Origin of the sequence: Pseudomonas sp. Pf153 (assembly GCF_001269775.1) — a bacterium.
GTDB classification, from domain to species: domain Bacteria; phylum Pseudomonadota; class Gammaproteobacteria; order Pseudomonadales; family Pseudomonadaceae; genus Aquipseudomonas; species Aquipseudomonas uvaldensis.
This window is the reverse complement of sequence record NZ_LHVL01000025.1, coordinates 186773-204067: the sequence shown is the minus strand read 5'-3', so window position 1 is coordinate 204067 and position 17295 is coordinate 186773. Positions and strand designations below refer to the sequence as shown.

Sequence of the window (17295 nt, the reverse complement as noted above, 5' to 3'; positions counted from 1 at the left end):
TAGACGCAAGAATCAGCAAAACCAAATGCGTCCGTTAAGCGTACCGTGTCCCGAGCATGCGTAACGAGAATGCATAGATTAGCTTTTAGCCTGCAGGAATCCCATCATGATTGCCCGGTTAGCGCCTTCTTCCCCCCAGGAAGCGACCTATGACGCTTTTTTAAACGCCCTCGAAAGGGCGGGGTTCCGCGGCGAGATTGCCCGCCACCTTGGCGACCGGACGGTATTGGCAACCGACAACTCCATCTACCAGCGCCTGCCCCAGGCGGCGGTGTTTCCGCTCGATGTAGAAGACGTGCAGTGCCTGTCGCGCCTGGCTGACCAGCCCGAGCACCGTCAGGTGGTGCTCACGCCTCGAGGTGGCGGAACGGGCACTAACGGGCAGTCCCTCACCGATGGTGTGGTGGTCGACCTCTCTCGCCATCTGAACAACATTCTGGACATCAACGTCGAAGAGCGCTGGGTCAGGGTGCAGAGTGGCGTGGTCAAGGACCAATTGAACGCGGCGCTCAAACCCCATGGGCTGTTCTTCGCACCTGAACTGTCGACGTCGAATCGCGCCACCATCGGCGGGATGATCAATACCGATGCCAGTGGCCAGGGGAGCTGTACCTACGGCAAGACGCGCGATCACGTCCTAGAGTTGTCGACAGTGCTGCTGGGCGGCGCCTGTTTCACCAGCTCGCCTGTCGATGCGCAGCAATTGTCCGAACTGGCCAGTCGCGGTGATCGGGTGGCGCAAGTCTACCAATGCGCCCTGGACATCGCCGACACCCAGGCTGAGCTGATCGAGACCACCTTCCCGAAACTCAATCGTTGCCTGACGGGCTATGACCTGGCGCACCTGCGTGAACCGGACGGGCGCTTCAATCTCAATAGCGTGCTCTGCGGTTCCGAAGGGTCACTCGGCTTTATCGTCGAGGCAAAACTGAACGTCCTGCCCATCCCCAAATATTCCATCCTGGTGAACGTACGCTACGCGGGATTCATGGATGCCTTGCGAGACGCGAAGGCGCTGATGGGGATGAAGCCGCTGTCGATCGAGACCGTGGACTCCAAGGTCCTGATGTTGGCGATGAACGATATCGTCTGGCACGGTGTCGCGGAGTATTTCCCTGAAGACCCCGCCAGGCCGACGCTGGGAATCAACCTCATTGAATTCAGCGCCGACGATGAAGAGGTTCTCCAGCAGCGTGTCCATGAGTTCGTGCAGCATTTGCAGCGCGATACCTCCGTTGTGCGCCTGGGCCACACGCTGGCCATCGGTGCCGATGCGCTGAAGCGCGTCTATGCGATGCGCAAGCGCGCAGTGGGCTTGTTGGGCAACGTCAAGGGAGAGGCCAGGCCACAGCCGTTCGTCGAAGACACCGCTGTGCCTCCCGAAAACCTGGCGGATTTCATCCTCGAGTTTCGAGCACTCCTGGACAGCCATGGCTTGCAATACGGCATGTTCGGCCACGTCGACGCCGGTGTCTTGCACGTGCGCCCGATCCTGGACATGAAGGATCCTGCCCAGGCGGCCCTGATTCAACCTGTTTCCGATGCGGTCGCGGCCCTGACTCAAAAATACGGTGGGCTGTTGTGGGGGGAACATGGCAAGGGCTTGCGGTCGCAGTATGTGCCGGATTATTTCGGTGACCTGTATCCGTCCTTGCAAGCGTTGAAGGCGGCGTTCGATCCCGGCAATCAACTGAACCCGGGCAAGATCGCCACGCCCGCAACGGTCCCCGATGCTCGACTGACACGGGTCGATGAAGTGCAGTTGCGCGGCGATCTGGATCGTACGATCGACGAGCGCGTCTGGAAAAGCTATGACGCGGCGGTGCATTGCAACGGCAACGGCGCCTGCTACAACTTCGATCCCGATGACGCCATGTGCCCGTCATGGAAGGCCACGCGCAACCGGGTCCACTCGCCGAAAGGCCGGGCGTCGTTGATACGTGAATGGCTGAGGCGGCAGGGGCTTGAGGGCGTCGATGTCCTCGCTGCAAGCGATCGGTTGCGGTCCGCCGCGCCTTGGAACATTGCCCGCCGCGCGATCAACAGCCTGTCGCATAAGTTGGGCCAGCAGGATTTTTCCCACGAAGTCTATGAGGCGATGGCGGGGTGCCTGGCCTGTAAATCCTGCGCGGGCCAATGCCCGGTCAAGGTGAACGTGCCGGAGTTTCGCTCGCGTTTCCTGGAGTTGTACCACAGCCGGTACCTGCGTCCCTTGAAGGACTACCTGATCGGCTCCCTGGAATATACGGTTCCCTACCTCGCCAGGACGCCGCGCCTCTACAATTTCGTCATGAGCGCGCGGCCGGTTCGCTGGTTACTCGAACGGGCGGCCGGGATGGTCGATAGTCCGCTGCTCAGTCTGGTGGACTTCACGGCCGCTTGTCGGACATGGGGCGTGGAGGCCGCAACGCCTGAACGTCTGGCCGCGCTGTCAGACGAGCAGCGAGAGAAAAGCGTCATCCTCGTCCAGGACGCCTTCACGCGCTTCTTTGAAACCCCGTTGCTGGTTGACTGGCTGGAATTGATTGCTCGGCTTGGCTACAAGGTCTACCTGGCCCCGTACGCGCCCAATGGCAAGCCGCTCCAGGTCCAGGGTTTCCTCAAGGCGTTCGAAAAGGCCGCCAACTTCAACGGGCAGACCTTGTCGAGCCTGCAGCACTACCGGATCCCATTGGTGGGACTCGATCCGGCGATGACCCTGGTCTATCGACAGGAATACACCAAGGCCGCGGGCGACGTGACGCCTCGGGTGCTGCTCGCGCAAGAGTGGCTGGCCAGCGCAATGCCGCACACGCAGGTCGCGCAGTCGGATGAGCCTTATCAGTTCCTTCCCCATTGCACGGAAAAGACCAACGAGCCAGGCAGTGTCGCGTTGTGGCAGAAGATATTCGAGCGCATGGGACTGGTTCTTCAGGTCCCGGCCAGTGGCTGCTGCGGCATGTCGGGGACCTACGGTCACGAAGCACGCAATGCCACGACATCGGACACGATCTACGGACAGTCCTGGAAACCGCTCATCCAGCGGCTCAACCGGACGGGGCGAGTCGTTGCCGATGGGTATTCCTGCCGTAGCCAGGTCAAGCGCCAGGAGGGCACAACGGTGCTGCACCCCCTGCAGGTCGTGTTGGCACGTGTGAAGGCGCTGTCGGACCTCACCTGACAGGCATCCGATCTCCCGGGGCTGCAATGGCCCCGGGAAACCCCTCGATCGCTTTGTATCTCTGTGTATCAGAACCCCACGTCGATACGGACTGTTTCCAAAACAGGCCGCCGTGACACATCCGCGATACCTCCCCGGCATTAAATGACCCCATCGAGACAGCGCAGGGCCGTCTTGCCTCGGGCAAATCCGTTGGCAAACCGCTTCCAACCGCTCTCACATTTCGAACCGCTACCTGCCGTCCCCAAGGGAGATTCACCATGGCCACGACTCTGTTGAACCCAACCTCCTCACCGCGCCTTCGGCGGCTGCTCGCGCCCTCTGTCCTGGCGATTGCCTTGTTGCAACTGGGCGCCCTGGGGGCTGCCTCGTCGCAAGCGAACGCCGCTGAAGTACCGGCAAGCACCGTCGGCGCCATTACGCCGGGCAGTCACACTTCGTTCGGATCGCTGAAGCATGTAAAGGCGGGGCTACTGGAGGTTTCCTATGCCGAGGTCGGTCCCGTCGACGGGCCGGTGGTGATCCTGCTGCACGGTTGGCCCTACGACATTCACAGTTACACCGACGTGGCGCCGGCACTGGCGGAAAAAGGCTACCGGGTGCTGATTCCGTATGCCCGCGGTTATGGCGATACGCGCTTTCTGTCGGCCAAGACCGTTCGCAACGGCCAGCCCGCCGCGCTCGCCAAGGATCTGATCGACTTCATGGACGCGCTGAACATCAAACAGGCCGTGCTGGGCGGTTATGACTGGGGGGCGCGCACGGCCGACATAGTCGCCGCGTTGTGGCCCGAGCGTGTGAAGGCGCTGGTTGCCGTCAGTGGTTATCTGATCGGCAGTCAGGATGCGGGCAAGGCGCCTTTGCCGCCGGCCGCTGAGCTGCAGTGGTGGTATCAGTTCTACTTCGCGACAGAGCGTGGCCGTCTGGGCTATGAGAAAAACACCCATGACTTCGCCAAGTTGATCTGGAAACTGGCTTCGCCCAAGTGGAACTTCGATGACGCCACCTACGACCGAAGCGCTGCCGCTTTGCAGAACCCCGATCATGCCGCCATCACCATTTTCAACTATCGCTGGCGTCTGGGCCTGGTCAAGGGGGAAGCCCGTTACGAGGCCCTGGAGAAAAAACTGGCGACATTCCCGTCCATCGGCGTGCCGACCATCACCCTTGAAGGCGATGCCAACGGGGCGCCGCATCCGCCTGCCGAGGCTTATGCCAAGCGCTTTACCGGCAAATATGAGTATCGCCTGATCAGCGGAGGCATCGGCCACAACCTGCCGCAGGAAGCCCCGCAGGCTTTCGCCCAGGCGGTGATCGACGCCGATCACCTGTGAGCGTCCTTGAAGGGAGAGCCGCGATGAAACACCGATACCTGACCTTGCTGGCCGCCGCCCTGGCGACCTTTGCCGGAGTCGCCCTGGGCGACTCGGGTGACGGCAATGCCTCACCCATCTATGGCGTGAAGCTGCCCGAGGGCTATCGCCAGTGGGCGTTGATCGCACCGGCGCAGGAAGCGGCGCCCCTGAACGAGCTCCGGGCCGTGGTGGGCAATGATCGGGCGGTCAAAGCTTATCAGGCGTCTACGCAGCCGTTCCCGGATGGTACGGTGCTGGTGAAGCTGGCCTGGAAACATGTCCAGTCGCCGGAATTCGAGCCGGCCTCCATTCCCGGCGCGGCCACCACCGTCCAGGTGATGGTCAAGGACTCGAGCAAATACGCATCGACCGGCGGCTGGGGCTTCGGTCGCTTCATCGACGGCAAACCCGCCGACGAGGCCCAGCACCAGACCTGCTTCGCCTGCCACCAGGCGCGCGTGCAGAACCATGATTATGTCTTCACGCGGTGGGCGCCATGACTCGATCGCATGTCGATCAGAGCGATACCCGGCGAAGCCTGCCGCTCAATGGGACGATTCGATTGTCTGGCGTGGGCAACGGCCTTCCGGTCAGGCCCATGCCTTCGCTCACCAGCACGGCGTCCGGCACTACACACAGGTTGGACGGGGTATCGAGGTTCCGTGCGAGCACATTGACCTGGGCTGTCTGCAGATTGCAGCTCAGCAACCGGCCCGAGAACCGGGTGAAGCCGCCATGTCGGACCTCGCCGTTCCAGTCGGGCAGCAGGGGTTGTTGCAGGTGGTCGCAGAGTTCCAGCACCAGCACGTTTCCTGTCGGGCAGAGCGCCACGCCCGTGGGCAGTTGCAAGCCGCTGATCAGCAGCTCGATCTGCCCACTGTCGGGGTGGACCCGAATGACCTGGCCGGCCCGGTCGGCAAAGTCGATGCCCTTGCGGCTCGGGTCGCCGTGCAGTTCGCCGGAGAACAGGCTGATCAGCACCGCGTCTGTCGCCGGTTCGTACACCAGGGTCACGGGGACGGCTTCCTGACCCTGAGCCAGTTCAGGCAACTGGACCAACACGTGTTCGTCCTGTCCGGCGGTGAACTCCACCAACTGGTTGGTATCGGGTTTGACGGCCAGCCAACTGCGGCGAGAGGGGTGATAACACAGCGCGTTCAGATTGCCCCGGCTGCGAAATACTGGCTCGGGCGGTGTGTATTGCATGTCCAGCAATTTCGATCCCTCGACGTAGTCGGTCAGGCTGGCGAGGCAACGTCCGTCACCGCAGGCGATGTCCGACAGTCCCATGATTTCATCGCGCAGCATGCGAACCTGCATGTTCATAGCGCGAAAACCGTCCGCCAGGGTTTCGCGGGGCAGGTAGGTGCCGGGCCGGCGGGGGGCTGGGCGCAGTCGACTGATGCGGCCGCTGAAGGTCTGTTCCGGCAGGCCGGAACCGGCTTCCGCCAGCAGCAGGCTGCCATCGGCCTGTACGCAGACACCGCGAGGGTTCAACAAGCCTTCGGCGATGATCGTGCTCGGGCGCAGGTTTTCGCTGGGCTGCGCGGGGATCTGGATAAGCATGGGACTTCTCTCCGTTGTGAAAGGGGCGTGATTACTGCGGCGGTTGCCACGGTTCACCGGTGAGATAGGCTCTGAGCAGCGCCCGCTGGCAGGGTGACATCGAGCGCACCACGGGCATGAACAGGGTGGTGCCTTTGTAGGCGTCCGAGGTCCGGGCGAGAATGGCGTTCTTCGCGCCCATGATTGCGTCGGGCTGGTTCAGCGGGATATAGCGCGACATGGCGGGGAAGGCCAGGTAGTGAAAGCGCAGGACGTTGGGGTACATCAGCGGCCAGGTGATGGTGGTGCCGTTGGGGATGCCGAAATCGGTCTGGGCGTACTTGCGAAAGTTGGTGAAGCAGGCACTGCTCGCAATGCCGTTGGCCGTGCAGGTCAGGGCGACAAAACCCGCCTGGGCGGCGCTGCCCGGTTTGAGGGTGACGGGGAAGCTGACCGATAGCTGGCCGCTGTCGACGGTGAGCGAGTCGGGGAAGTCAAGGAAATGCCAATATTGCCGGTCCGTATACACCGCAGGGGGTGCCGCTTGCAGACCGATTTCGGTGGGACTGGTCACGGGGCCGCCCAGGTAGCGGACCTGCAGGGTGATCGACAGGCCGTCGGGGTAGTCGTCCAGATAGACGTTGCGTTGGTCGGCATAGACCCGGTACGTGGATTCGATGGCTTGCAGGGTAGTGCCGGCAACGGTGCCAGGTGCGGTGATCGCCAGGGCGCTGTTGCGCAAGGCCTGCTGCTGGTCGAAGGTCGTGGGGATGTCGACGATGCCCCCGTACAGGTAGTAGTCCGATAACCACTGGCTGGTCGGCGGCAGGGTCGCCAGGGTGGTGGTGCCAGCGCTGATGGTGACCGCGCCGTAGTTCGCATTGGGCCCAATGGGGCTGGTGATGTCGTCCCGTACCGCCCTGAACGTTTCCTTGGGAATGACGTTCACCATGTCGATGCTCAGGTAGCCGTTGCCGCTGCCTAGTTCGGCATAGCCGGCACCCCCCGTGCCTTGGTTGACCAGTTGCCGGCCGGGTTGGCAGTTCAATGGTTCGTCGGCGAAGGCCGGGGCCAGCGTACCGATCACCCGGCCGATGCTCGGGTTGGGCGTGTACCTGCCGGCGGCATAGTCGGCGTCCAGTTGTTCGGTGGTCATCGTCGGGCACATCTCGAACATGACGAAACGCAGGACGATGCCCGTCGCCCCCGGTGCCTGGATGATTGCGCGCAGGCCCGCGCTGTTCTGGTTCCAACTGACGATGCTGCTCAGGGGAAAGGTCAGTTGGAAGGTGCCGCTGGCATGGAAGGAGCCCGGCGCATCCATTGTCTTGGGCAGCAGCACACGTCCCGCCACGTCGAAACTGCTGCACACGGTATTGCCGTGGATCAGCAATTGGATATCGCTGTTGCCGCCGATCTGCAGGCCGCCAACGACGATCTGCGTGGTCGTCGTGCCGGTGGGGTCCAGGTCTACCATCATCGGGCCGGACACCGGTGCCTGGCCGGTGACCGGGTCCATCGAGCCGAGCAGGTACACTGGCTGGCCCACCAGGTCGCCGGTGGTGCTGATGCCACCCGGTATGCCCTGGGAGCTGATCAGGGCGTTTTGCATATCGACGACGTGCTGCCCATAGTGATTCCAGCCGCCGGCAGTGTAGTAGTCACCGTTGGGGGCGTTGATCATGTCGTTCAACTGGTCGTCGGTGTAGGACTGGGCACCCGGTGCCAGGGTCGAGGTGGTCAGGTCGAACAGCGGCCACTCGTCGTTGCCGTCGTAAGGAATGGTGGGGGAGTTGTTCGGCAGGCTGACGTCCGTGCGGATACCGCCCCAGAAATTCAGTCGGGGTCCGTTCAGGATGCTCATGATCTATTCCTCGTCCTTGATGGCGTTGACGACAGGCGAATTGGCGAATTTGAACAGATAGGAAAAGTCGGACTTGTAAGGGTTCTTGACCGGTGTCGCCATGGAGTGGCAATTCATGCAGCTGCTGTTGGGCTGGATATAGCTCTCCATGGTCACGTTGGCCGAGAGCGCCGGTGTCGGCTGGCCCAAGGGGTTGCTGGGGTTGTCGGGCATCAGCGGGCGCTGGGTGGTGATGAGCTGGTAATACTTGAGCACGCTTTTTTGCAGGCCAGGATCGGACTGGTAGTTGGCATTGACGCCGTTGGTCACGTCGGCAATCGGGGTGACCCGGTTCAATGGGTTCGGGGTCTGGAACGTCGTGCCGGCCTTGGGCACGCAGACCAGGTGCGCACCCTGGGTCTGCCAGTCGCAGGGGGACTGGTTGAGGCTGGCGACGGGTGCGGCAGCGTTGAAGTAGGAATAGACCGTGCCCGAGGTCGGCTGATCGACCCACTTACCGCCCGACAGCGCCTTGGGCGGCACATTGTCGACCTGCTCGAAGGTCGACCAGATCCACTGCGGGTACCCGTTGGCCTTGGTGATGATGTGCAGCCCCACCAGTCCCAGGTACGCCTCGGTGACACCGTTGCGCTTGCCCTGGTCATCGAATGTTGCCACTTGGGCGATCTGGGTCAGGTAGTGGCTGGCGTTGTCGTTGGGGGTGAGGATGCGCCAGCTCGACTTGACCTCGATGACCCCGTTGGGAAAGTCGATGTTGCGCGCCTTGGAGACCACATCGGCGTTGTAGTACTGGTTGTCGACGATGTAGTCATAGGAGGTCTCGTTGGCCGAGATATCGTAGTAGGTCGGGTTGCCGGCCTGGTCGATCAGCCAACCGCCGACGGCCTGGTCGACGGCGTTCACCTGGGTGCTGTTCTTCAGGGCGGCGATGTTGATGATGCCCAGACGCTTGGCTTTTTGCGGGCTATTCCAGGGGCCCGGATTGGCGCCCTGGGGCAGAAAGATTTCTTCCACGGTCTTGTAAGTCTGCCAGACCGTGTAACCGGGGTCCCCGGGTTGCTTGTTGCAATCGGGGTCGCCACGCTGGCCGTCCTGGGCCGGCCAGTTCAAGGCGATGAACATCTGCCAGCTGTATTGATCGAACAAGTCCTGGCTGGCATTGGCGGCAGGCGCCGTGGTGGGGGGCTGGCAATCGAGGGTTGTGGTTGTCTTCGGCATGGCCTGCTGAGACGGTGCCAGGGCGAGCGCGGGCAGGCTGACGACACCGAGTAGCATCGCGGTGAAACCAAGAGAAGTGTTCATGATGAGGCTTCATCCTTGATCAGGGTTTGCGCTGCATGAGCTTGTTCCATTGGGCTTTCTGGCCGTTGCTCTGGGACGCCGGTGGCTCGAACAACTGGCAGGGCGGCGGGTTTGCCGGGCACATGGCGGCCACCTGGGCCCAGGTCTGGGCCGGGTCCGGCCTGGCGATGCGGAAGTTGGTGTAGTTCTGGCTGACGATGGGCGCATTGGCGACGCTGGCGTCGCCGGAGAAATAGAACGATTGCGGCTGCCGGTAAGGCGGTTGCCCCGTCATTTTCTTGTAGAAGGCGTAGCCGAACAGGATGGGGCCTTGAGGGGAGTCAACGTCCAGGGCGTAGGCCTGCACGCTGCCATCGAGATGCTTGCTGCGCTCGGCGCTGTAGGGCAGGTGCTGGACGAAGTCTTGCCGGGGCGGGTGATTCATCGGCGAAAACATGCAGCAGGCCGGCATGTCCTTGGGGCGGTCCTGCGGGTAGGTCAGGAAGTACGCCTTGTTGCCCAACGACACGAACGAACAGGTGTAGTTGTTGTTCTTGATCGGGAAGATCGGCAGGCAGTATTTCTCGTAGTGTTCCATCATCGCGCCGAAGCCGTCGCCATCGGCCGGGATGTAAGTCGTGTCGTAGTAGCTGGTGCCGCGCGACACGGTGTAGTCCGCCGGGACGAGGGTGCTGGGCGGATTGCTGTAGGGCGGCGGGTTCTTCTCGTAGTTGTGCATCACCCGGTACATGGTCCAGTCACTGATCCAGAACGCGGGGAAGAATGGATCGGAAGGGTCACCCGGTGCGCGCTTGGCGATGCAGTTGCCGTTCTGTTCGTTACAGCCCTCGGTGTTATGTACCCCCATGGTGAAGTACACGGCGCCGCTGTCCTGTTGGGCGAACAGTGGGGGGCTCAGCAGCAAGATCGACAGCAACAGTCGATTCAAGATGGTTTTCATAGGACACCTCCTGTGAAGTGCCGGGTGGCGGACGCGCCACCCGGTCATCCCGCGTGAAACGTCAAAGGTTGTTGTAGTCGCTCATCGAGAGCTTCTTGGGCGGAAAGTTGAGCTTCACCAGACGCTTGGCCCACAGCTCCAGTATGGCGCGGCGGCTTTGCGACAGGTCACGGGTGATGGGCATTGCGAGGGTGCTTTCTTCCTGGTTCGGCTTGCTGATCAAGATGATCAACTGATCGACGGCGCCCTCCACGCGCGTGCGGGAATCGAGCGGCATGTATTTGTTCATGATGGGGTAGAGGTAATAGAAGGTCTGCAGGACTTTCGGAAAGATGAAGGTGTTCCATATCTGCTCCGGAGCGTCCGTGGACGTGCACATGCCGTTCCAGGTGTCGACGAATTCCTGTTGCAACGGCATGTCCAGGGGCAGGACCCGGATGGGCGCGAGGAAGTCGACGAAGGCCTGGGTGAGCGGAAAGCTGAAGGGAATGACCGGTTTTTTGTCATTCTCCTTCACGAAGAAGCGCAAGGTAGGGAAACCCGGCGCCACGGCCCGGCAGGTGATCTGGGCGATACCTTGGGCATTGGTGGTGATGACGGCATAGGAGTAATGGATGCTGGCTTGATTGTCCTGCAGTGTTCCGATGCCGATGTGAGGGTTTTCGAAGACCAGGCAAGGGCGCAGGTTGACGGCGACCGGTGTACCGGAAACCTTGAGAAAGTCCTGATAAGCGACTGGGTTGCCCACGGGTTTGGGCACGTCCTCCAGGTCGGTCAGCCGGCGACCGCTGCCAGTGCTGCGATAGGGCACGACCGTTGACGCGTCGGTGAACTGCGGCAGCCAGGCCGTGTTTTTGGTACGGTCCGGCGGGTTGTCGTAGAACAGCGTGAAGTCGGCTGCGTTACTGAACGCCAGGTAATAGTCGCTGGTGGTCACCATGTAGGGATTGCCGTACTCCGCCACATACAGCGTGGTGTCGGCGGCCGGCTGACCATTGTTCTGCACCATGATATTGAACGTCTTGCGCTCACCGACGTCGATGAAGCTGCCGCTCTCGATCACCTCGGCGGTCCATGTCTGCTGGGTGGCGGCGACGGTCTGGGGAGCGCCGTACAGGCCCAACTGACGTAGAATCAGGGGACCGGATTCCAATATACCCTTGGTATAGTCATCGAGGGAGATATCGAGGATACCCGAGCGCTGGTTGAAGGCAGCCTGCCGGTATTCCGCGAAGCTCAAGATGACCGCCGGCTTGAATTTTCCATCCTTTTCGGCGCCCAGGTGGTAGGTGCCGGCATTGTATTTTTCCGGGACGGGAATATCAGCCGTGTCATCCACTGGATAGCTCGGAAAGGTATTGCCCAGGTCAAGTGACAGGGTGTAGTCGTTAATCTGTGCTGAAATCACCCCCAACTGGACTTTTTCTGTCTTCTGGGAATGTGCTTTGCTCATCGACACCGCCTGATCGGGCACCAGGCGCAGCCCGCCAGGAGCGGTGGGGTATTCATTGGCGAACCACAGGCCCAGGACTGCCGAGGTGCAGCTGTAGGCAGGGTTGAAGAAAATCTCGTTGACGTTTTTCAAGCCTTTGTTGTACAGATCACGCACTTTCGCCATGACGTTCGGGTCGTTGGAGCGGGTGTTCACGCTCTGCGGGTAATCATTGAATATGCCGTTCTTGTCGTAGCAGGTCAGGTAGACGCAAAAGCGGAACATCAGGCCCTGCGCCCCTTGCTGCTCCATCTGTTGCTGGAGGTTGGCCAGCAGGGACGATTTGCCGATCAGCCATTCCAGGTTCTCCTTGGGGAAGCAGGTCTGCCAGGTGGTGCTGACGTTTACCAGGCCACCCAGAGCCCCCCAACTGAAGTTCAGGAAACGGTCCATCATCCGGTACTTGCGGTTGAGGGTCAGGCCGCAGGACGTCCCCCCCAGCACCAGTTTGTCGAAATACAATGCGGTGAACGTGTTTTGCCATGGGCTGATATCCACGAAGCGCGCAGGGGTCTGGGCTGCGCTGCCCAGGGGGCTGCCGAGCAACTGGTAGGGCGTGCCCACCAGCGGATCCTGGTTGATGTAGGTATTGGCCTGCAGTTCGCCGCCGATGACGGTCGACTTGGTTTTCCCGTAGTTCACCAGCCCGCAACCGTTGTCGCCGAACAGATCCCATTCGGCGGGCATGTACGGGTCATGCTTTGGATTGATATTGCCCGGCACCTGCTGTACGTAGGTCGGCATGTTAGCCATGTACTGGGTGGAGAGGGTCCATGGCATCAGTGTGTCGGGGGCGTTTTGGCGGTCGATGCCGAAGTGCTTCACGAACGGCCAGTTGATGTCCATCGCCACCGCGTCATACAGCGGGAACATGTCGTTGTTATTGGCCGTCGGCGGGTTCCAGAACATTTCGCCGTTGAGGTAGATGCGGGGAAAATTCAATACGCTCATGTCGTGCTCTCCTTAGCGTTGCCACTGGGCGCGTTTCAGCGACCAGACGAAATCCAGTTTGTTGTAACCGGTGAAGTCCTTGTCCGGCAGCGGCTTGGTGGGGTAGGTGAGACCGCCTTGGGTCGGGATGGCGAAATTGAAGTAACCGTCGTTCTGCGAATAAGCGGCGGTGCTGTGGCAGGCCAGGCAGGACGACGTGTCCTGGAATGCCGATTCCAACTGCGAGTTCGCCAGGACCTGGGTAATGGGTTTGAACTCCACGCCGATCAGCTCGTACTTCGACAGCGCCGGGTTATTGGCCTGGAACTGGTTATTGACCGGTATGGCATCCGGTGTCGGCCCGGTGAGATTTTTCATCGGCTTGGGTGGATAGCCCTTGGTCACGGTGTACTTGTGGTTATTGATGTTTTCGAAGGTGGTCCAGACCCAGTTGGCGTCCAGCTTGTTGACGACATGCAAACCACTCAACGCCGCATAACCGACCTGGTAGCTATTGCCCACGGCGTAGTAGGCCTGGGCCACGTAGTAGCCATCGTTTTCCAGCTGCGTCTTGTAGTTCGCGTCCGCGCCGATCCACAGCCAGGCGGCTTTCAACTCCCAGGCCGTGGCCGGAAAGTTCAGGTTGCTCGACAGGGCGTCCTGGCCATTCATGTTGTAGACATTGTTCTTCACGATGTAGTCGTAGGTGTCCTGGCCCATCAGCAGTTGAAAGCGCACGACGAGACCTTTTTGTGCCTCAGGTACGGCTTTGCCTCCCATTTCCAGGCTCTGGCCGTCGACTTGCTGGGTGGCATTGAGGTTGTGCAGCAGACGGTTCGGGTCCAGTCCCAGGGCTTTGGCTTGCCTGAGCACCTCGCCCGGTGGCCTCATGCGGCTGTCATACGTACCGGGGTTGACGCCGTTGGCCAGATAGACCTGGTCGGAAGGCTTGAATAACTCCCACTGGCGGTTGTAGCCCCTGGTGCCGGTCTGGTTCAGGCAGACGAACCAGTTCCAGGCCATGGTCTCGGGGCTTTGGTTGAACGCTTTACGCGTCGCGTCAGCGTCTGGCCCGAAGGTGAGGAAGTTGCTGCAATCAAAGCTATTGGTGTCCTGTGCCTGAGCCAAACCGGCCAGGGCACTGAGAACGGTTATTGAAATGGCTCGCCGCATGGAAGCTCCTTGGCATTGGCCGTGTCGGTAGGAGAGCGCCCCAGGAAGTGTTCCAGGAGCAGTTGCTTCACCGCCGTGGCCGCAAGTTGCTGGGGCAACGGCAGATCACAATTGGTAATGAGCAGCGGGCCGGTTTGCGCGCTGGTTGGCAGGCGGCCATGACTGCCGCGGATCAATCCGGTGTCCAGCGGAATCAGGTCCATGTAGTAGCGAAAGCCGAGTTTTTTCTGCAACAGGCGGCGCGCCACTTTCAACGTGGGGAAACGAATGGCGGGGTCGATGAACAGCTCCAGCGGGTCGTAGCCAGGCTTGCGATGGATGTCCACGGTGCGGGCGAAATCCGGCGCCTTGCGGTCGTCGAGCCAATAGTAGTAATCGAACCAGTAGCCCGGCGCCGCGACAGCCACCAGTTCACCGCTGCGCGGGTGATCCAGTTGCCAGGCGCGTTGCTCGGTTTTATCGAGCACTTGCTCGACGCCGGGTTGTCGCTGTAACAGTGCCTTGACCTGCGCAATGTCCCGCGCCTGCCGCACGTAGACGTGGGCAATCTGGTGATCGGCCACGGCAAAGGCTGCGCTGGCGCCTGGGTCGAGCAGTTCCCAGCTAAGGGACTGGCGCACCTGCAACAGGCCTTCCGAACGCAACAGGCGGTTGATGGACACCGACTGGTGGACGGCTTCGATGCCGTATTCAGAGAGCAGCATCACCGCCGCGCCTTGTGCCTGGGCAAAGTCCAGCAGGCGACCCACTTCGCTGTCGATGGCCCGGACCTCATCGTCGATGGACGGATCGTCGGGGCCGAGGCGTTGCAGGCTGTAGTCCAGATGAGGCAAGTAGATCAATTGCAGGTCGGGCCGGTTGATTCCGAATTCGGCGATGGCGCAATCGACGATCCAGCGGCTCGAGGCGATGCCGGCCGCCGGCCCCCAGAAACTGGGAAACGGAAACTGGCCGATCTGCTGTTCGATCCGCTCATGCAGGCTGGCTGGCGAGGAATACAGGCCGAACAGCTTACGGCCATCGGCGGGGTAGTGCGGACGGGGGGTGATGGCGGCGTCCACCTCGGCGTACATGTTGTACCACCAGAACAACTGGCTGCAGCGAAACCCGGGCAGTCGGCGCTGCAGCGTATGCCAGATCTTTTCACCCTGGACCAGAGCGTTGGGTTGCAGCCAGAACCGCACTTCCGCCTGGTCGCGAAAATACCAGCCATTACCGACGATGCCGTGCGCCGACGGTGCCTGCCCAGTCAGGATCGAGGCTTGTACCGTGGACGTGACGGCCGGGAATACCGGTTGCAGGTAGGTCATCCTGGCCGTCTGCAACAGGGCATTGATATGCGGCGTCGCCGCACCGAGCAGCGCCGGCGTCAGCCCTACCACATTGATCAGCAGCAGCGGTTGACGAGGGGGCTCAGCGTGCATTGGCGTACACCTCCCATGACTGGGGATGCAGCAGTTGCCGGTGGCGCAATTGCTCTTCGACCCAGTGCAGTTCCCTGGCGATGCCCTGGAGCTGGGCCTGGGCGGTGGCAGGGCGCAATGGGGCAGGCAGCACGCCCCAACTGTAAGTCTCCACCTCAAGGACCGGGCGAAAATCCCCATGGTCGGCAATAAAGTCGAAGGTTCGTGACAGGGCGTCCTGGCTGCCGCTGAGCTCGGGCAACAGCAAATGCTCGCTGAACAGCGGAATGTGGAAATGGATTCTCAATTCGGCGTGTTGCTGCGGATGGTCTGCGTAATCGCCGAGGGCGATGGGCAGGTCGGCCCAGGCTTGTAAATGCGCCTGCTCATCCTGGGCTTTCACTTGGTGCAGATAGGTGGTTTCAGCGAAGTCCGCCAGGGTGTCGAGCACCTGTTCGCGCCGATCGGGGGCCTGGGGCAGGCGGCAGATCAGGGCGTTGGACAGCTGGATCTTGCCAACGGGCACCCCGGCCTGACGCAGCCGGTCCAATGACTGATAGCAATCCTCGAAGACCACGGCCTGGTGGCAGACGTCGAAACACAGCGCCAGATGGCTGCAGTGCGGGTCCCTGGCCTGCAGGCGATGGAAGAAGGCGATGGCCTGTTCGGTGTTTTCCAGCACACAGTCTGGTTCCATCTCCAGGCAAAACACGATTTTCTTGCCCGTCTCCAGGTGGAGCCGGGCGAGGGAGGCTGTGAGCTGGCGTAGCTGATGCTCGGCCCGCTGCTGCAAGTTCCCGTTCCAGTGGGCGGCATAGCCCAGGGGCACGGTGGAAATCACACCTTGGGCACAATCCGATGGCAACGCCTGGGCGAGGATCCGCGCCAGATTCAAGCTGTACTCCAGCCGTCGCGGATCGGCCCAGTGGGGCAAATAGACCTCGGCTTTCACCGCGCCCTGATGAAACTGGCCGTAGGGAAAACCATTAAGGGATGTCAGGCGCAACCCGTTGCATCGCAGCAGGTGGAGAAAGTCCGTGCGCGCCGACGCCTGTTGCAGCTCCCGCGCTGCGAGGGCGCTGATCCACAGGCCGCTGTCCTGTTCGTCGAGCCCGCGCAGCCTGCGAACGGCCTGGAAATGCTCCGCGATGGACGCGCGCAGCGTGGCCAGGTCCGGTGTCGGGTGCACGTTGCTGCAATAACCGAGCTGTGCGGCATGCCAACCGGTCGCGACCGTCATTTGATCACCGGTTCCTGGCCTCGCAGGGCTGAGTTGTCTTGCCACTGTTTGCGCTGATCGATGGGCAGCGGTTTACCGACCAGGGCCTTGTCCAGTTGGCCGCTCTGAGCAAAGAAATCCACCGGGTTATGGAACAGCACCTGTTCCACCTGGGCCTCGCTGAAGCCGGCCGCGCGCATGGCTTCGCCGGTCTTGGGCACCTTGAGCGGGTCGCTGATGCCCCAGTCGGCGGCGCTGTTGACCACCATCTTTTCCGTGCCGTACTGCTGGAGCAACGCAACCATGCGCTGCTCCGACATCTTGGTGTTTGGGTAGATGGAGTGGCCGCGCCAACAGTCCGTGTCCAGCACCAGGGGCAACGTCAGCTCGTTGAGGTGGTCGATGATCACCAAGTGTTCGGCGATGCCGACCTCGCGAATCACCGCCAGGGTGCGCTTGGTGCCGCCGATTTTGTCCCGGTGCGGCGTATGGACCAGTACCGGCAGGCTGAACTGCTTGGCCAGTTCCAACTGGGCGGCCAGGAAACGGTCTTCTTCCGGGGTAATGTCGTCATAACCGATCTCGCCCACCGCCACCACGCCGTCCTTCACGAGGTAGCGCGGCAGGATCTCCAGCACCTCATTGGCCACCGAGAGGTCGTTGGCCTCCTTGGGATTCAGGCCGATGGTGCAGAAATGGTGGATGCCGAACATGCTGGCGCGAAAGCGTTCCCAACCCAACAGCATGTCGAAATAGTCGATGAAGCTGCCGACGCTGGTCCTGGCCTGGCCTTGCCAGAACGCTGGCTCTATGACGCCGGTTATGCCGGCGGCCGCCATGTTCTGGTAGTCGTCCGTGGTGCGGCTGACCATATGGATATGCGGGTCGAAATATTTAGGCATGATGCATCCT

General features: G+C 61.5%; 12 protein-coding genes. 3 read left to right on the top strand and 9 right to left on the bottom strand.

Features of this window, described 5'->3' with window-relative positions:
• Positions 1 to 106: 106 nt before the first annotated feature.
• The 3 genes from AD666_RS16255 (at position 107) to AD666_RS16245 (ending at position 5015) form a co-directional block, all read left to right on the top strand.
• Positions 107 to 3160 carry an FAD-binding and (Fe-S)-binding domain-containing protein gene (locus AD666_RS16255; RefSeq protein WP_053153913.1) on the top strand — a complete coding sequence of 1018 codons (3054 nt, stop codon included), beginning with the start codon at positions 107 to 109 and terminating at the stop codon, positions 3158 to 3160.
• Positions 3161 to 3420: 260 nt separating this feature from the next.
• The gene (locus AD666_RS16250) at positions 3421 to 4494 is read left to right on the top strand and encodes an alpha/beta fold hydrolase (RefSeq protein ID WP_053153911.1); all 1074 of its coding nucleotides are present in this window, start codon (positions 3421 to 3423) and stop codon (positions 4492 to 4494) included.
• Between the two features lie 23 nt (positions 4495 to 4517).
• Positions 4518 to 5015 (top strand): cytochrome P460 family protein, encoded by a 498-nt coding sequence (locus AD666_RS16245; protein ID WP_053153908.1) that lies wholly within the window; start codon positions 4518 to 4520, stop codon positions 5013 to 5015.
• Between the two features lie 16 nt (positions 5016 to 5031).
• Here the strand turns inward: AD666_RS16245 and AD666_RS16240 are convergent, their stop codons facing one another.
• The 9 genes from AD666_RS16240 to AD666_RS16200 all read right to left on the bottom strand — a co-directional run bounded on the left by AD666_RS16240 (position 5032) and on the right by AD666_RS16200 (position 17285).
• Positions 5032 to 6081 (bottom strand): hypothetical protein, encoded by a 1050-nt coding sequence (locus AD666_RS16240; protein ID WP_053153905.1) that lies wholly within the window; start codon positions 6079 to 6081, stop codon positions 5032 to 5034.
• 31 nt (positions 6082 to 6112) lie between these two features.
• The gene (locus AD666_RS16235) at positions 6113 to 7924 is read right to left on the bottom strand and encodes a hypothetical protein (protein ID WP_053153901.1); all 1812 of its coding nucleotides are present in this window, start codon (positions 7922 to 7924) and stop codon (positions 6113 to 6115) included.
• A gap of 3 nt (positions 7925 to 7927) precedes the next feature.
• Positions 7928 to 9226, bottom strand: a complete 1299-nt coding sequence (locus AD666_RS16230; protein ID WP_053153898.1) for a hypothetical protein — start codon at positions 9224 to 9226, stop codon at positions 7928 to 7930.
• Between the two features lie 19 nt (positions 9227 to 9245).
• A complete protein-coding gene (locus tag AD666_RS16225; protein ID WP_053153896.1) occupies positions 9246 to 10166 on the bottom strand; it encodes a hypothetical protein in 921 nt (306 codons plus the stop codon).
• 61 nt (positions 10167 to 10227) lie between these two features.
• On the bottom strand, positions 10228 to 12609 hold the full coding sequence (locus AD666_RS16220) for a hypothetical protein (protein ID WP_053153893.1): 2382 nt from the start codon (positions 12607 to 12609) through the stop codon (positions 10228 to 10230).
• 12 nt (positions 12610 to 12621) lie between these two features.
• Positions 12622 to 13761: a hypothetical protein gene (locus AD666_RS16215; RefSeq protein ID WP_053153890.1), complete on the bottom strand. Its 1140-nt coding sequence runs from the start codon at positions 13759 to 13761 to the stop codon at positions 12622 to 12624.
• Positions 13740 to 15185, bottom strand: coding sequence for an alkaline phosphatase family protein (locus AD666_RS16210; RefSeq protein ID WP_053153887.1), 1446 nt, complete (start codon positions 15183 to 15185; stop codon positions 13740 to 13742). Before AD666_RS16210 ends, AD666_RS16215 begins: the two co-directional genes overlap by 22 nt.
• Entirely contained in the window at positions 15175 to 16404 is a 1230-nt protein-coding gene (gene eboE, locus AD666_RS16205) for a metabolite traffic protein EboE (protein ID WP_053153884.1), read from the bottom strand. The genes AD666_RS16210 and eboE overlap by 11 nt, the downstream gene beginning before the upstream one ends.
• Complete coding sequence (locus AD666_RS16200; protein ID WP_053153882.1) at positions 16401 to 17285, bottom strand: TatD family hydrolase; 885 nt, start codon at positions 17283 to 17285, stop codon at positions 16401 to 16403. Before AD666_RS16200 ends, eboE begins: the two co-directional genes overlap by 4 nt.
• Between the last annotated feature and the right edge of the window lie 10 nt (positions 17286 to 17295).

Bases quoted from the DNA above. Each gene is read 5' to 3' on its own strand.
- AD666_RS16250 (WP_053153911.1), top strand. From the start codon at position 3,421: ATGGCCACGACTCTGTTGAACCCAACCTCCTCACCGCGCCTTCGGCGG.
- AD666_RS16220 (WP_053153893.1), bottom strand. From the start codon at position 12,609: ATGAGCGTATTGAATTTTCCCCGCATCTACCTCAACGGCGAAATGTTC.
- AD666_RS16245 (WP_053153908.1), top strand. From the start codon at position 4,518: ATGAAACACCGATACCTGACCTTGCTGGCCGCCGCCCTGGCGACCTTT.
- AD666_RS16230 (WP_053153898.1), bottom strand. From the start codon at position 9,226: ATGAACACTTCTCTTGGTTTCACCGCGATGCTACTCGGTGTCGTCAGC.
- AD666_RS16255 (WP_053153913.1), top strand. From the start codon at position 107: ATGATTGCCCGGTTAGCGCCTTCTTCCCCCCAGGAAGCGACCTATGAC.
- AD666_RS16210 (WP_053153887.1), bottom strand. From the start codon at position 15,185: ATGCACGCTGAGCCCCCTCGTCAACCGCTGCTGCTGATCAATGTGGTA.
- eboE (WP_053153884.1), bottom strand. From the start codon at position 16,404: ATGACGGTCGCGACCGGTTGGCATGCCGCACAGCTCGGTTATTGCAGC.
- AD666_RS16240 (WP_053153905.1), bottom strand. From the start codon at position 6,081: ATGCTTATCCAGATCCCCGCGCAGCCCAGCGAAAACCTGCGCCCGAGC.
- AD666_RS16225 (WP_053153896.1), bottom strand. From the start codon at position 10,166: ATGAAAACCATCTTGAATCGACTGTTGCTGTCGATCTTGCTGCTGAGC.
- AD666_RS16200 (WP_053153882.1), bottom strand. From the start codon at position 17,285: ATGCCTAAATATTTCGACCCGCATATCCATATGGTCAGCCGCACCACG.
- AD666_RS16235 (WP_053153901.1), bottom strand. From the start codon at position 7,924: ATGAGCATCCTGAACGGACCCCGACTGAATTTCTGGGGCGGTATCCGC.
- AD666_RS16215 (WP_053153890.1), bottom strand. From the start codon at position 13,761: ATGCGGCGAGCCATTTCAATAACCGTTCTCAGTGCCCTGGCCGGTTTG.